At 68.0% G+C, this 15,884-nt stretch carries 10 protein-coding genes; 5 read left to right on the forward strand and 5 right to left on the reverse strand.

Annotated elements, in window-relative coordinates:
- Positions 1-62 precede the first annotated feature (62 nt).
- Positions 63-1,829 (forward strand): S9 family peptidase, encoded by a 1,767-nt coding sequence (locus tag CEK65_RS12015; RefSeq protein ID WP_226980562.1) that lies wholly within the window; start codon positions 63-65, stop codon positions 1,827-1,829.
- Positions 1,830-1,997: 168 nt separating this feature from the next.
- Here the strand turns inward: CEK65_RS12015 and CEK65_RS12020 are convergent, their stop codons facing one another.
- Positions 1,998-3,758 carry an oligopeptide:H+ symporter gene (locus CEK65_RS12020; protein ID WP_193314775.1) on the reverse strand — a complete coding sequence of 587 codons (1,761 nt, stop codon included), beginning with the start codon at positions 3,756-3,758 and terminating at the stop codon, positions 1,998-2,000.
- A 570-nt stretch (positions 3,759-4,328) separates the two neighbouring features.
- Between CEK65_RS12020 and CEK65_RS12025 the strand changes: the two genes are divergently transcribed.
- The 3 genes from CEK65_RS12025 to CEK65_RS12035 all read left to right on the forward strand — a co-directional run bounded on the left by CEK65_RS12025 (position 4,329) and on the right by CEK65_RS12035 (position 10,371).
- Positions 4,329-6,287, forward strand: coding sequence for an oligopeptide transporter, OPT family (locus CEK65_RS12025; RefSeq protein WP_150411195.1), 1,959 nt, complete (start codon positions 4,329-4,331; stop codon positions 6,285-6,287).
- Positions 6,288-6,758: 471 nt separating this feature from the next.
- Complete coding sequence (locus tag CEK65_RS12030; protein ID WP_152181874.1) at positions 6,759-8,828, forward strand: S9 family peptidase; 2,070 nt, start codon at positions 6,759-6,761, stop codon at positions 8,826-8,828.
- Positions 8,829-9,126: 298 nt separating this feature from the next.
- Entirely contained in the window at positions 9,127-10,371 is a 1,245-nt protein-coding gene (locus CEK65_RS12035) for a DUF819 family protein (RefSeq protein WP_152181875.1), read from the forward strand.
- A 209-nt stretch (positions 10,372-10,580) separates the two neighbouring features.
- On the opposite strand, the gene CEK65_RS12040 is transcribed toward CEK65_RS12035, so the two are convergent.
- Positions 10,581-11,789, reverse strand: coding sequence for an XVIPCD domain-containing protein (locus CEK65_RS12040; RefSeq protein WP_152181876.1), 1,209 nt, complete (start codon positions 11,787-11,789; stop codon positions 10,581-10,583).
- A 34-nt stretch (positions 11,790-11,823) separates the two neighbouring features.
- Positions 11,824-12,591 (reverse strand): ankyrin repeat domain-containing protein, encoded by a 768-nt coding sequence (locus tag CEK65_RS12045; RefSeq protein WP_193314773.1) that lies wholly within the window; start codon positions 12,589-12,591, stop codon positions 11,824-11,826.
- A gap of 349 nt (positions 12,592-12,940) precedes the next feature.
- Here CEK65_RS12045 and CEK65_RS12050 point away from each other — a divergent pair, with 349 nt between their 5' ends.
- Positions 12,941-13,627 carry an HAD-IA family hydrolase gene (locus CEK65_RS12050; RefSeq protein WP_017909375.1) on the forward strand — a complete coding sequence of 229 codons (687 nt, stop codon included), beginning with the start codon at positions 12,941-12,943 and terminating at the stop codon, positions 13,625-13,627.
- Positions 13,628-13,858: 231 nt separating this feature from the next.
- On the opposite strand, the gene CEK65_RS12055 is transcribed toward CEK65_RS12050, so the two are convergent.
- A complete protein-coding gene (locus CEK65_RS12055) occupies positions 13,859-14,083 on the reverse strand; it encodes a CstA-like transporter-associated (seleno)protein (protein WP_017909376.1) in 225 nt (74 codons plus the stop codon).
- A partial coding sequence (locus tag CEK65_RS12060) for a carbon starvation CstA family protein (RefSeq protein ID WP_152181877.1) occupies positions 14,083-15,884 on the reverse strand: 1,802 nt, incomplete at its 5' end. The genes CEK65_RS12055 and CEK65_RS12060, both read right to left, overlap by 1 nt.

Consider the following 15,884-nt stretch of genomic DNA (forward strand, 5'->3'; position numbering starts at 1 on the left):
AGGATCGGACCGCGCTGGCGATCATGCGCCGCTCCGACAACAAGATCGTCGGCAGCTTCTCGATGGAGAAGAACACCCACGTCTCCGATTTCGTGTGGGTCAACGACACGCGCGTGCTGTTCAACATGGTCCAGAAGATCGGGCAGCGGGATCGGCCCTGGGGGACCGGGGAACTGTTTGCGATCAACGCCGACGGCGGGGCGGCCGAGCTGTTGGTGGGCCAGCGCGTGACCGGCAACGGGCCGGGGACGCTGATCCAGACCAAGAAGGTGGAGAAGGTTGCCGCGTATTTCGTTGGTTCGCTGCCCGGCGACGACCGCAACGTCATCATCCAGGCGCAGCCGTTCAGCACCAGCCAGGATCCTTACAGCCGCACCGAAATCATGGACGTCTATAGCGGCCGCCGGCGGTTGCTGACCGGTTCGCCCAAGGTGCGCGGCGCCGATTTCTACAGCGATGAGCAAGGCAAGGTGCGCTTCGCCTTGGGCGCGGATGCCGACAATGCCAAGAAGCTGTTCTATCGCGATGCGCAGGGCAGCGACTGGAAGCTGATCAATGACGAAAACGTCAGCCATCACGTGGAGACGCCGATCGGTTTTTCCGAAGACGGGCATGTCGCGTATCTGCAGGTACAGCAGGCGAAGGGGAGTGACGTCATCGAGTCGTGGAATACTGACAGCGGCGAGCGCAAGGTGGTGGCACGCGATGTGCTGGCCGATCCCTATCGGATCATGTATCGCCATGGCACCCATGTCCCGGTCGGGATCGAAGTGCTGGGCGACAAGCCGCGGAGCCTGTTTTTCGATGACGCCTCGCCCGAAGCCAAGACCCAGCGCTCGCTGGAAGCGGCCTTCCCGGGGCAGGCAGTCTATGTCACCTCCAGCACGCGCGACGGCCGGCTCAACCTGGTCAACGTGCAGTCCGGTCGCAATCCGGGCGAGTTCTACCTGTTCGACACCGTCGCCAAGAAGGCCGATTTCGTGTTCGCACGCCGTGCGGCACTGCAGCCGCCGAAGCTGGCCGAGGTGCGGCCGGTCGCGTTGCAGGCGCGAGATGGCCTGCCACTGCATGGGTTCGTGACCCTGCCGGCGGCGGCCAAGTCCGGCAAGGTGCCGATGGTGGTGATGCCGCATGGCGGACCGTTCGGGATCTTCGACAACGGCATGTTCGATGAGGATGCGCAGATCCTGGCCAGCGCCGGTTACGCGGTGCTGCAGGTCAATTATCGGGGTTCCGGCAATTACGGGCGCGCTTTCCAGCAGGCCGGCGCAGGCCAATGGGGCGGCAAGATGCAGGACGACGTCACCGATGCCACCCGCTGGGCGATCGACCAAGGTATCGCGGACCCGCAGCGCATCTGCATGTACGGCGCCAGCTACGGCGCCTATGCGTCGTTGATGGGCGTGGCCAAGGAGCCGACGCTGTATCGCTGCGCGGCCGGCTATGTCGGTGTCTACGACCTGCCGATGATGTATGTCAGGGGCGATGCCCAGCTGCGCGATGCCAGCCAGAATTTCTTGCGCGAATGGATGGGGACGGGCGATGGATTGGCCGCGATTTCGCCGGTCAATCTGGCCGACAAGATCAAGGTGCCCGTGTTCTTGGCGGCGGGTGGCGAGGACGAGCGTGCGCCCATCCAGCATTCCAAGAAGATGGAAGCGGCGTTGAAGAAGGCAGGGGTGCAGGTGGAAACGCTGTACGTCCCGACCGAGGGCCATGGCTTCTACACCGAGGCGCATCGTCGCGAGTTCTACACCCGGCTGCTGGCCTTCCTGAGCAAGTCGCTGGGCGGTGCGCAGGCGGCGCCGGCGGCAGCAGCGAAGCCGTAGTGGTCCGCTTGGCGATGCGTGCCTGCACGGCACGCATCGCAGGTGCACGACGTCAGTGCGGTCCGGGGCAGGTCCGGACCGCACTTGCCTTGATTGGTCGGCAGCTGGGCCTGACGCCCGTTGCGGCGAAATCGCGGTCGCAATGATGCGACCTCAATGGCAATCCGCTCAGCGCACCCCGTGCATCATCCGCCGCAGCAGCGGCGCGGCGAGGAAGGCCAGCACCGCACAGCCCACGCCGATCCACAGCAGCAGCCAGAACAGGTGCGCGTACTTGGCCGCGGCGTCGGCGATGTTGAGGGTCTGGCCATCCGGCACCTCGATCGCGGCGAGCTTGCCGAACAGCGCCGCCAGCGCCTCGGAGAACGCCGTGGCCAGGAACCAGGTGCCCATCATCAGGCTGACCACGCGCGGCACCGCGAGTTGGGTCACCGCCGACAGGCCGACCGGCGACAGGCACATTTCGCCGGCCTCCAGCACGAAGTAGGCCAGCACCAACCACCACACGCTCGCCATCTGTCCGGTCGTGCCGACCTGTTGCGCGGCCAGTGCCAGCGGCACGAAGGACAGGCCGGCCAACAACAGTCCCATCGCCGACTTGGCCGGCTTGGACGGCTCGCGTCCGCGCCGCGCCAACCACGCCCACAGCGCGGCGAACAGCGGCGCCAGCAACACCAGGAACAGCGCGCCCAGATAGGTCAGCGAGCCGGCGGTTTGCGGCAGCACCAGGCAGTCGCGGATCAGGAACAGCAGCATCAGCGCGCTGACCGCGACGAACAGCCGCCGCGGCGCCGACGAGCCGGGGCGGCGGTCGGACAGCGAGGCCGCCAGCACGAAACCCAGCGGCGCCAGCAGCAACGAGGCGATCGACCAGGGCAGGGGCGTGCCGCCGCGGATCACCAGCGACGGTACGATGTCCTTGGTCATCAGCCGGTCGGTGAAGGTGACCCACGAGCCGTAGGTCTGCTCGTACAGGGTGAAGTACACCAGCGCCATCGCGATCAGCACCATCAGCGCGATCATCTGCTGGCGCTGCACCGGCGTGCACTGGGTGCCGGTGAACCAGGCGAACCACAGCAGCACCGCGCCGAGCACCAGCAGCATCAGCAGCAGGGCCAGGGAAATTTCCCCGCCCAGGCTGAAAGCGCCGTTGGCCGCGGCCCACATCAGCGCGGCCACCGGCAGCACGCCCAGCGCGGCGCACAGGTAGATCGCCCATTCGCGCGGCACGCCAAGCACGCGCTCGCGCAGCAGCGCCGGCTGCGCCGGTTCGGCGTGGCCGTGCAGGTATTTCTGGCCCCACAGGAACATGCCCAGGCCGAGCAGCATGCCGATGCCGGCCGCGCCGAAGCCGTAGCGCCAGCCGTAGGCCTCGCCCAGGAAGCCGCAGACCAGCGAGGCGAACAGCGCGCCGAGGTTGATGCCAGCGTAGAACAGCGAGAAGCCGGCGTCGCGGCGCGGGTCGTCGGCCGGATACAGCTTGCCGACGATGGTGGAGATGTTGGGCTTGAGGAAGCCCACGCCCATGATGATCAGTGCCAGCGACAGGTAGGTCACGCCCAGGGACGTGGTGTCGCGCACCACTTCGCCGTTGACCCGGGTGGCGGCGTGGCCCTCGAAGGCCATGCCGATGTGGCCGAGCACCAGCAGCAGGCCGCCGAACACCACCGCCTTGCGCATGCCCAGCCAGCGGTCGGCGAGCAGTCCGCCGAGCACCGGCACGCAGTACACCAGGCCGCCGTAGGCGCCGAGCAGGTCGAGCCCGGCGTCGTCGCCGAACAGGTGGTACTTGGTGAGGTACAGCAACAGCAGCGCCTTCATGCCATAGAAGGAGAAGCGCTCCCACATCTCGGTGAAGAAGCAGACGTAGACGCCCTTGGGATGGCCGAGGAAATCGTCGCGCGCGTCGCGCAGCGGCAGGGAGGACACGGACACGGCGACTCTCGGCGCAGGAAGGCAGCGGCGGAGTATAGGCGGGCGGGCGCTTGCTCGAATGGTGGCGCGCGGCATGGATGGTTCGGCGGCGGGCGTACCCTCACCCCAACCCCTCTCCCGGTGGGAGAGGGGCTAACGCCGCTCCTTCTCCCGTCGGGACCACGGCCCCCTTCTCGGGGGGAAGGTGCCCCGAAGGGGCGGATGAGGGTCGGGCAGCGCCTGCATGGTTGGGGTTTGCTGAGTGCCGCCGTACCCTCACCCCAACCCCTCTCCCGATGGGAGAGGGGCTACTGCTGTTCCTTCTCCCCTTGGGAGAAGGTGCCCCGAAGGGGCGGATGAGGGTTGGGCAGCGCCTGCATGGCTGGGGCGCGCTGCGTGCCGCCGTACCCTCACCCCAACCCCTCTCCCGACGGGAGAGGGGCTATTAGCTGCCTCAGCCTCTGCAAATCCCAAATTCCCAATCCCCGCCCCCAGGCATGTGCCACAAGCTGGGCACCGCGATGCTGGACTTGCCCGGCCCCAGACGCTAGCGTGCAAAGCGTTTTTGTCGTTTCAGGGGTAACCATGAACAACGCTGCCGCGCCGCGCCAGCTCACGTTCCGTGCCGTGGTGCTGGCGATCGTGCTGGCCGTGGTGCTGTCCGCCGCCAATGCCTACCTCGGTCTGTTCGCCGGCCTGACCATCGCCACCGCGATTCCGGCGGCGGTGGTGTCGATGGGGGTGCTGCGCCTGCTCGGCGGCGGTTCCATCCTCGAGAACAACATCGTGCAGACCGGCGCCTCGGCCGGTTCCTCGATCGCGGCGGGGGTGATCTTCACCATCCCGGCGCTGGTGATCATGGGCTACTGGCCGGACTTCAAGTACTGGTGGGTGCTGGGCATCGCCGGCATGGGCGGCCTGCTCGGGGTGCTGTTCTCGGTGCCGCTGCGGCGCTCGATGATCGTCGAGGATCCGCTGCCGTTCCCGGAGGGCAAGGCCGCCGCGGAAGTGCTCAAGGCCGGTGAGAATCCCGGGCCGGGGCTGAAGATCCTGGGCCTGTCGGCGGCGATCGGCGGGCTGGTCAAGCTCGGCGCGGCCAGCGGCCTGAAGGTGATTCCGGATACCTGGGCGCAGGCCGCGTACATCGGCAGCAGCAAGATGGTCGGCTACGTCGGCACCAATCTGTCGCCGGCGTTGCTGGGCGTGGGCTACATCGTCGGGCTCAACGTCGGCATCGTGGTGCTGTCCGGCTCGATCCTGTCCTGGCATCTGGCCATCCCGCTGTACCAGCAGTTCTTCATGGGCTCCGACCCGGCGCTGGCGCAGAGCCTGGTCAATGCGCCGGCGGCCGAAGCGGCGTTCGGCATCTGGGCGGCCAAGGTGCGCTATCTGGGCGTGGGCGCGATGCTGATCGGCGGCGTGTGGACGCTGTTCTCGCTGCGCAAGTCGCTGCTGTCGGGCGTCAAGAGCGGCTTCGCGGCGGCGCGCAAGAGCACCGGCGGCGCCGCGGTGGCCGAGACCGATCGCGACCTGCCGATGAAGTGGATGCTGGTCGCGCTGCTGCTGTGCACGCTGCCGCTGCTGGGCCTGTACCAGGCCATCGTCGGCCAGTGGCACGTCAGCGTGCCGATGACCCTCATCATGATCGTCGCCGGTTTCCTGTTCGTCTCGGTGTCCGGCTACCTGGCCGGCCTGATCGGCTCGTCGAACAACCCGGTCTCCGGCATCACCATCTCCACCATCCTGTTCGCCTCGGCGGTGCTGGTGCTGCTGCTCGGGCGCGATTCGCCGATCGGCGCGGTCGCCGCGATCATGATCGGCGCAGTGGTGTGCTGCGCCGCGGCGGTGGGCGGCGACAACCTGCAGGATCTGAAGGCCGGCTACCTGGTCGGCGCCACGCCGTGGAAGCAGCAGCTGATGCTCGCGATCGGCGCGTTCTCTTGCGCGTTGATCATGGCGCCGGTGCTGAATCTGCTGGCCCAGGCCTATGGCATCGGCGCAGCCACGCCGCAGCATCCCAATGCGCTGGCGGCGCCGCAAGCCACGCTGATGGCGTCGGTGGCCAAGGGCCTGTTCGGCGGCGAGTTGCCGTGGACCATGATCGGCATCGGTGCCGGCGTCGGTGCGGCGATCATCGCGCTGGACGAGTGGCTGAAGAAGACCGGCAAGCGCTTCCGCGTGCCGGTGCTGGCCGCGGCGATCGGCATTTACCTGCCGCTGGAGCTGATGGTGCCGATCTTCCTCGGCGGCCTGCTGACCCACCTGGTCGAGCGCTTCCACAAGATCCGCGCTGATGACGAGGAGGGCCGCGATCGCGTGCACCGCCCAGGCACGCTGTTCGCCGCGGGCCTGATCACCGGTGAGGCGTTGATGGGCATTGCGATCGCGGTGCCGATCGTGGCCTCGGGCCGCGCCGACGTGCTGGCGCTGCCGGAAGCATTCCACCTCAACCAGTGGTACGGCCTGGCGCTGCTGGCCTTCGTCGGCTGGCTGCTGTACCGCACCGGCCGCAAGGGCGAAGCCGCGGCCGCGCCGCGCACGTAACCGGCGCAATCGCCTCCTGCAACGCAACATCCGAAGTCCGGCCCCGCGCCGGGCTTCGCTTTTTCCGGCCGGGCCCGCGCGCCGCACGTGCCGATCCCGCAAGCTTCTCGCTGGCTGCTCCGCGCCGCGTGGGTCGCAAAGACCGAATCTTGCCCCGGCCGCGTGCGCCTCCCGCGGTCCGCCTCGCCACCAAGGCCAGCTTCGGCACCGTCCTGCTGCACTTCGCCGTATCAGTGCCTCGCGGCCACTCCCGATCCACCACGCTCATCCGGCCGCGGTATGGCCACGGTCCGCTTGCTATCCGAAACCGGGTCAGTGCGGGTCTTCGTAATCACAGCCGAGCCAGCACCTCGCTCTTCCCAATCCCCAATCCCGATTCCCCATTCCCAGCCCCTCCATGACTTCAGTCCTTTGCGCCACGCCCACCGCGGCCCCTACCATCGACGTTTTGCCGTGTTCCGGAGACGCCCGATGACCCTGCGCTACGCCTTGCTGCCCCTGGCCCTGCTGACCGCGCTGCCCGCGCTGGCCGCCACCCGCGGTTTCGAAGTTCGCGACATGGTCGCGCTGGACCGGGTGTCCTCGCCGCTGCTGACGCCCGACGGCGGCACGGTGATCTTCGCCAAGCGGCAGATGGACAAGGCGCTGGAGAAGTCCAACACCAGCCTGTGGCTGCGCGACCTGCGCACCCGCGATGCGGCGCCGCCGAAGCGGCTGACCCCGGAAGGCTGGAACGTCAATTCGCCGGAACTGTCGGCCGACGGCAAGACCGTCTACTTCCTCAGCGCCAAGTCCGGCCGCCAGCAGCTGTACGCGCTGCCGCTGGCCGGCGGCGCGCCGCGCCAGCTCACCGATTTCGCGCTGGACGTGGACAGCTACCGCATCGCCCCGCAGGGCGACCGCGTGGCCTTCAGCGCCGGCGTGTTCCAGGACTGCGGCTCGGACCTGGCCTGTACGCAGAAGCGCCTGGACGCCAAGAAGCAGTCCAAGGCCACCGGCGTGGTGTTCGACCACTTGTTCGTGCGCCACTGGGATACCTGGAACGACGGCCGCCGCAACAGCCTGTTCGTCGCGCCGCTGCCGGCCGGCGCCAAGGCCAAGCCGGTGGCCGGCGCCTCGGCGGTCAGCGTGACCCTGGCCGGCGACATCCCCTCCAAGCCGTTCGGCGGCAGTGAGGACTACACCTGGGCGCCGGACGGGCAGTCGCTGGTCGCCAGCGTGCGCGTGGCCGGCCGCGAAGAACCGTGGTCGACCAACTTCGACCTGTACCGGCTGGACGCCGCCGGCAAGGCCGCGCCGGTCAACCTGACCGCGTCCAACCCGGCTTGGGACGCCGGCCCGGTGTTCTCCGCCGACGGCAAGACGCTGTTCTACCGCGCGATGAAGCGCCCCGGCTTCGAGGCCGACCGCTTCGGCCTGATGGCGATGGACGTGGCCAGCGGCAAGACCCGTGAGATCGCCCCGCAGTGGGATCGCTCGGCTGGCGAGCTCGTGCTCTCGGCCGACGGCAAGACCATCTATACCACCGCCGACGACATGGGCCAGCACCCGCTGTTCGCGGTCGACGTGGCCGATGGCAAGGTCCGTACCGTGGCCGCCGACGGCAGCGTTGGCTCACCGGTCCTGGCCGGCACCACCCTGGCCTTCACCCGCAACAGCCTCAAGAGCGGCGACCAGATCGTGGTCGCCGACGACGATGGCCAGCAGCCGCGCGCCATCACCCCCAGCGCCGGCGAACTGCTGCCGGACGTGAAGTTCGGCGACTACGAGCAGTTCTCGTTCAAGGGCTGGAACAACGACACCGTGCACGGCTATGTGGTCAAGCCGTACAACTACCAGGAAGGCAAGACCTATCCGGTGGCGTTCCTGATCCACGGCGGCCCGCAGGGCAGCTTCGGCAACGGCTGGAGCTATCGCTGGAACCCGCAGACCTATGCGGGGCAGGGCTACGCGGTGGTGATGATCGACTTCCACGGTTCCACCGGCTACGGCCAGGCCTTCACCGATGCGATCAGCCAGCACTGGGGCGACCGCCCGCTGGAAGACCTGCAGAAGGGCTGGGACGCGGCGCAGAAGCAGTACGGCTTCCTCAATGGCGACAAGGCCTGCGCGCTCGGCGCCAGCTACGGCGGCTACATGGTCTACTGGATGGCCGGCAACTGGAACAAGCCGTGGAAGTGCCTGGTCGACCACGACGGCGTGTTCGACAACCGCATGATGGGCTACGCCACCGAGGAGCTGTGGTTCAGCGAGTGGGAGAACGGCGGCACGCCGTGGCAGAACCCGGCCGGCTACGAGAAGTTCAACCCGATCCTGCACGTGGACAAGTGGAAGGTGCCGATGCTGGTGATCCATGGCCAGCAGGATTTCCGCATCCCGATGGAGCAGGGCCTGGCCGCGTTCGGCGCGCTGCAGCGCAAGGGCATCGAGTCCAAGTTCCTGTACTTCCCGGACGAGAACCATTGGGTGCTGAAGCCGCAGAACAGCATCCTCTGGCACGACACGGTCAACGGCTGGCTGAAGCAACATATCGGGGAGTGAGGGGACCTGGGGCTCGGGATTCCGGGCCCCTTTTCGGTCATGGCCCAGGTCCCGGGATTCGGGATTTTCCGCGATCCCGGTAACCCGATCGCCCTTGTGGGAGGGGCTTCAGCCCCGACGCCTTACCGCTAAAGCGTCGGGGCTGAAGCCCCTCCCACAAAAACAACAGGGTGCTTGCAGCGCGTCGCTCCTGCGAATTCACCAGCCCTCCGGTGTTTCTTTCGATCTTTGTTGACACCTCCAAACCTCCAACCGCGGCGCACGAATCCCCACTCCCGAATCCCCGCGCCACAGCCCGATGCCCTCGACGCCCCTGATCACCAACGACATCGTCATCTTCGGCCTGATCGCCGCCACCCTGGGCGCGGTGTTCTGGACCGCAGCGCGGCCGTCGGGAGTCTGGAAGCGCTTCTACGGCTTCGTGCCGGCGCTGTTGCTGTGCTATCTGATTCCGGGCATCTACAACACCGTCGGGCTGATCGACGGCCAGCACAATTCGCTCTACAACCCGGTCGCGCGCGACGTGCTGCTGCCGGCGGCGCTGGTGCTGCTCACCCTCACCATCGATCTCAAGGGCATCCTGCGGCTGGGGCCGAAGCTGGTGGCGATGTACCTGGGCGCGTCCTTCAGCATCATGCTCGGCGCGGTGGTCGCGTTCCAGGTGATGAAGTGGCTGCATCCGGTGACCGTGGCCGGCGACACCTGGGCCGGCATGGCCGCGTTGGCCGGCAGTTGGATCGGCGGCGGCGCCAACATGCTGGCGATGCGTGAGGTGTTCCAGGTCGATGCCACCACCTTCGGCCAGTTCGCGGTGGTCGATGTCGGCGTCGGCTACGTGTGGATGGCACTGCTGATCTTCTTTGCGCAACGTGCGCCGGCGATCGATGCGCGCACGGGCGCCGACACCCGCGGCATCGACGACCTCAAGCAGCGCATCGCCCACTTCCAGGCTCAGCACGAACGCGTGGCCAGCCTCACCGACCTGATGCTGATCGTCGGCGTCGCCTTCGGCGCGGTCGGCCTGGCGCATGCGATCGCCACCCCGACCGCGGCGTGGTTCGACGCGAACGTGAGTTGGGCCAAGCAGTTCAGCCTCGGCTCGCCGTTCGTGTGGGTGGTGGTGCTGGCGACCACCTTCGGCCTGCTGCTCAGCTTCACCCGCGCGCGCACGCTCGAGGGCGCCGGCGCCTCGCGCATCGGCACGCTGCTGCTGTATTTCCTGATCGCCTGCATCGGCATGCAGATGGATCTGCTGGCGCTGTTCGACCGGCCCTGGATCTTCGCGCTCGGCCTGATCTGGCTCATCGTGCACGTCCTGCTGCTGCTGACGCTGGGCAAGCTGCTGCGGGTGCCGTTCTTCTACTTCGCGATCGGCTCGCAGAGCAACGTCGGCGGCCCGGCCTCGGCGCCGGTGGTGGCGGCCGCGTTCCATCCGGCGTTGGCCCCGGTCGGCGTGCTGCTGGGCACGATGGGCTACGCCACCGGCACGTACCTGGCCTATCTGGTCGGCATCACCCTGCGCGCGATGGCCGGTGCGGGCTGAGTCACGCGGGCGCGCCACCGCAGAAGGTAAGCGTTCGTGCCGACCGCTTCAGGCGAGCGTTGCGGTGGGGTTACGCGTGCTGCGGCTCTCACCCACAAGGTTTCCTGTCGGATGACCTTGGCTCGCAGCATGCCTGTCGCTTCGCCGTCCTGGTCTGATTCGGCAGGCGTCCTCGCGGACGCCTGCCATGACCGAGCCCGTGGCGGCGACTACTGCATCGCCACGCTGCGCTGCCGTTCTTCCTGCTGCTGTGGCGGCGCCTGCAGGTTCTGTTGCTGCAACTGGCCGACGTTGGCCTGCGACGGCTCGTGGGCCGCGGCCGCGGTCTGGACCTGGCTGCGCAGGTGCGCCGGGTTCTCCGGTTGCCCCTGGACCGCGAACAGTCGGTCGCCATCGCGGCTGGGCAGCACTTGGTCGATGCGCTGCAGGCCGTCCTGGCCGGCGCGCGCGGCGACGCTGGCGGCGGTGTTGAGGAAGGCTGCGTCGTCGTGCAGGCCGAGCCGGTCGCGCTGGCCGTCCAACTGCACCACCGCGTCGTTGAACAGGCGGCTGCCGGTCGACAGCGAACCGGATTGCCCCTGGCTCTGGACCTGACCCTGGCTCTGGTTCTGCGCCAGGTCCTCGGCCTTCATCACCGAGTCGATGCCGTGCAAGTCCAGGCGATGCTTGAGCATCATCCCGGGGATCAGGCGCTGGCCGAACGACAGCGGGTCCGGTTCCGGCAGCTGGATCTGGTGGCCGGCGGCGTCGGGCATCAGGCCGCGGGTCAGCAGGTTGTCTTCCTGCAGGTAGGTCAGCAGTTCGTTCTTGACGTGATAGCCGCGGATCAGCCCGTCGGCGGCATAGGCCTTGGCCGCGTCGGCATCCAGCCCTTCGCGCTCGAGCGTCTTGTTGTTGACCCCGGCGGCGTTGAAGGTCACCGCCGGCACGTCGTTGACCATCGACGAGGCCGCGGCCAGGCCGCCGCCCAGCGAGTGCCCGGAGATCAGCAGGTTGTCGCCGAAGGCCTGCTTGGCCTGGCTGCCGAGCTGGATCGCCGAGGCGTACTGTGAGTCGGAAAAGCCCAGGCCCTGGCCGAGGTTGTGTTTCCAGTCCTTCAGTTCGTCGGTGCCGCAGAAGCCCAGCACCACGTTGCCCTGCGGGTTGCGGTAGAACGCGGCATCGAAGCCGCTCTTGGCATCGTGCTGCAGGCTGGGATCGATGCCGGCGCGCTGCAGCGCGGCGTCGTCCATGCGCGACCAGCCGTCGGGCAGCGCGGCGAAGGTCTCGGCGCCGCCGGCGCGGCGCTCGGCCGCGGTGTGGTAGAGGTCCTGCAACAGTGGCGGCAGTTGCCGGTCCACGGCCTGCGGCTGCTGGCCGCGGACGGCGTCGGAGAAGGAGGTGGACGGATCGGACGGGGAAAGCTCGTTCTGGTTCATGCGCGGCTCCGTGCGAATGTGGCGACCGACCGCGTCAGCGGCTTGCTTCCAACGGGATGGCGTGGGCGCTCAGCCAGGCGCGCACGTCGTTGCGGACCTGCTGCGCGTTGGTGTTGAGCAGGCGCTCGGGCGTGTTGAAGAAGTACGCCTGGAAGGTCTTGCCCTGGGCGTTGCGCAGGCTCGGATCGACCCCGGCCTGCAGCAGCTTCGGCACCCAGGGATTGCCGGCGCTGCTCTGCGCGGCCAGGTGCAGCAACGAGTTGCCGGTGGCGTCGACCCGCTTCGGGTCGGCGCCGGCTTTGAGCAGCAGTTCGATCTGCGCGTCGCGCTTGCTCTGCACGGCGCGGAACAGCGGGGTCCAGTTCGCGCGCGCGCTCACCGGGTCGACCGGGGCGCCGTGCTGCAGCAGGATCTCCAGGTATTGCGGATCCTTGGCCATGGCGGCCATGTGCACCACGGTTTCCTGATCCATGCCGGGCAGCGACGGGTCGGCACCGGCGTCGAGCAGCGCCGCCAGCGCGCGCGGCTGTTCGTTCCAGATGGCCCATTCGAGCAGGGTGACGTTCTGGTCGCCGTGCGCGGACAGGTCCGTGCTGGGCGCCAGGGCGGCGATGCGGGCGACGTCGCCGCGCGCGATGGCGGCGGCGATGTCGGCGAGTGCGGGGTCGCGGAACGCGACCGAATGATCCTGCAGCGAGGCTGACATGGCGGAATGCTCCTTGGCGCCGGACTGTGCGGCGCAACTGACCGAGAAGAACAGCGAGGTCGCGAGTGCGATCAGGGCGGGGACGGGCGTACGCATGCAAGGCTCCTTTCCTGTTCGCGGTCCTGGGATGACGGCGCACGTCCTGGCGCCGTTGCCGATGCTAGCAGCGGATCGCAGTGGTGTTGTGCCAGTTTTGTGACGCGGTCTGCGAATCTCTGGTGGCATCCCGCCAGGCGGTCCATCGTTTAACCAGAAACAAACGCTTGGCGGCCGGGATATCACCGAGATGCGATCGCTGCCGCGAGCGGGCAGGGCGAACAGGCAGCGCCGCAGGCGTGTGCAGCGCGTGCGCATGGGATTGGCCGCGCTGCCGCGACTGCAGGCGCCGCACAGGCGAGGGACATGTGCGCAGCGGCATAATGGACGTTTTCCAAAGGAGCGCGCAATGACGGCGACCCCCTTCGACCTGTTGATCAGCGATTGCGACGGCGTGCTCGTCGACAGCGAAGTGCTGGCCGACCGGGTGATGCTCGACGCGCTGGGCGCCTATGTGCCGCGGACCGAACTGGAACGCTTTCTTGCGGGCAGCTTCGGCCTCACCGCACAGGAAATCGTGCAGCGCGTGCAACGGCAGTACGCGCTGGCGCTGCCGCCGGGCCTGTGCCAGGAGATCCGCACACGCTCGGAGGCGCTGATTGCCGCCGAGGTGCAGCCGATCGACGGTGTGCGCGAGGCCTTGCTGGCGTTGCCGCTGCCGCTGGCGGTCGCCTCCAACAGCATGCGCGAGAGCGTGGTCGCCTCGGTGGCGCGCGCCGGCCTGCATGAGCGTGTCGGCGAACGCATCTTCAGCGCCGACATGGTGGCGCGGCCCAAGCCCGCGCCGGACGTGTATCTGCTGGCCGCGCGCACGCTGGAGGTGGCGCCGGAACGCTGCCTGGTGATCGAGGACAGCGCCACCGGTGCCAGCGCCGCGCTGGCCGCGGGCATGACCGTGATCGGCTTTACCGGCGCCGCGCACATTCCCGCCGGGCACGCCGCGACCCTGCGCCAGCTCGGCGTGGCCGCGGTGATGGAACACATGCGCGAACTGCCGCAGACCTATGCGGAACTGGTGCGCGCCGCGGCGGCCTGAAGAGCGGGGATTGGGGAATCGGGATTGGGGAATGGGAGCGGCGCCGCGAGTGCATGGCATCCGCGTGCTTCTCCGTAAGAGCGGCTTTAGCCGCGATGCCTTGTCGGTAATGCGTCACGGCTGAAGCCGTTCCTACAACAGCCAAGCGGCGATGCCCATTGCAAGCATCGCCGCACTTTCATCACGATTACAGCCACCAATCCCCAATCCCGACTCCCCAATCCCCGCCTTTCAACAACAGCGAAACCCGCTCTTGCCGCCGTACCGCGCCTCCTGGCGCTCGCGGAAGAAGGTCTTGTAGTCCATCGGCTCGCGGTCCGGATGCTTTTCCAGCATGTGCCGCACGTAGTTGTCGTAGTCGGGAATGCCGCAGCACAGCCGCGCGGTCTGCACCAGGCGCCGCCATAGCCGGCGGTGCGCCTGGTACTGCCCGACCGGAACCAGGGCGCCGGCCATTACAGGTCCGCCATCTGGTGCGGCTGCAAGGCCACGTACGCGGTCTCGCGGTCGCTACGTTGCGGGTTGCGGCGCGCGGCAAGAATGGTCTTGATCGCGTAGACCAGCACCGCGAACACCACGCACAGGAACAGCACGGTCAGCCCGGTGTTGACGTAGGCATTGGTGACGATCTGCTGCATCTGCGCCACCGACTTGGCCGGTGCGGTGATGGTGCCGCTGGCGATGGCGTCCTGGAACTTGTGCGCCTGCGCCATGAAGCCCTGCGACGGGTTGCGGTCGAAGATCTTGATCAGGCCGGCGTAGGTGGTGCAGATCAGCAGCCATACCGCCGGCACCGCGGTCACCCAGGCGTAGCGGTCGCGCTTCATCTTGAACAGCACCACCGTGCCCAGCATCAGCGCGATGCCGGCCAGCATCTGGTTGGAGATGCCGAACAGCGGCCACAGCGTCTGGATGCCGCCGAACGGATCGACCACGCCGGTATACAGCAGGTAGCCCCACAGGGCCACGCAGCCGGCGGTGCCGATGATGTTGGCGGTCCACGACTCGGTCTTCTTCAACGCCGGGATGAAGTTGCCGAGCAGGTCCTGCAGCATGAAGCGTCCGGCGCGGGTACCGGCGTCCACCGCGGTGAGGATGAACAGCGCCTCGAACAGGATCGCGAAGTGGTACCAGAAGGCCATCATCGCGTCGCTGCTGTTGGGGATGGCCTGGTGCAGGATCTGCGCGATGCCCACCGCCAGCGTCGGCGCACCGCCGGCGCGATGCAGGATGGTGGGTTCGCCGATCGCCGCCGCGGTGGCGGTCAGTTGCTCCGGGGTGATGGCGAAGCCCCAGGTGGTGCTGATGTGGTGCGCGGCGGCGGCGACGTCGGCACCGATCACGGCGGCCGGGCTGTTCATCGCGAAGTACACGCCCGGGTCGATGATCGAGGCCGCCACCAGCGCCATCACGGCCACGAACGATTCCATCAGCATGCCGCCGTAGCCGATGTAGCGCATGTGCGACTCGTTGGCGAGCAGCTTGGGCGTGGTGCCCGAGGAGATCAGCGCATGGAAGCCGGACACCGCGCCGCAGGCGATGGTGATGAACAGGAACGGGAACAGGCCGCCCTTCCACACCGGGCCGTCGCCGCTGGCGGCGAACTGCGTGAGCGCCGGCATCTTCAGCTCCGGCATCACCACCAGGATGCCGATCGCCAGGGCGATGATGGTGCCGATCTTGAGGAAGGTGGACAGGTAGTCGCGCGGCGCCAGCAGCAGCCACACCGGCAGCACCGAGGCGACGAAGCCGTAGCCGATCAGCATCCAGGTGATCTGTGTGCCGGTGAAGGTGAAGGCCGGGCCCCAGGTGGGATCGGCGGCGACCTTGCCGCCGAACCAGATCGCCGCCAGCAGCAGGATCAGCCCGACCACCGAGATCTCGCCGATCTTGCCGGGGCGGATGTAGCGCATGTACACGCCCATCAGGATCGCGATGGGCATGGTCGCGATCACCGTGAACATGCCCCAGGGGCTTTCCGCCAGCGCCTTGACCACCACCATCGCCAGCACCGCCAGGATGATGATCATGATCAGGAACGCGCCGAACAGGGCGATGGTGCCGGGCACCTGACCCATTTCCTCGCGGACCAGGTCGCCGAGCGAGCGGCCGTTGCGGCGGCTGGAGAGGAACAGCACCATGAAGTCCTGCACCGCGCCGGCCACCACCACGCCGACCACCAGCCACAGCAGGCCGGGCAGGTAGCCCATCTGCGCGGCCTGCTGTGGCTGGTGGTCGGCGTGGTGGTGGCCGGCGC

It is taken from the genome of Xanthomonas sp. LMG 12459, from assembly GCF_009192905.1.
In the GTDB taxonomy this organism is placed as follows: domain Bacteria; phylum Pseudomonadota; class Gammaproteobacteria; order Xanthomonadales; family Xanthomonadaceae; genus Xanthomonas_A; species Xanthomonas_A sontii.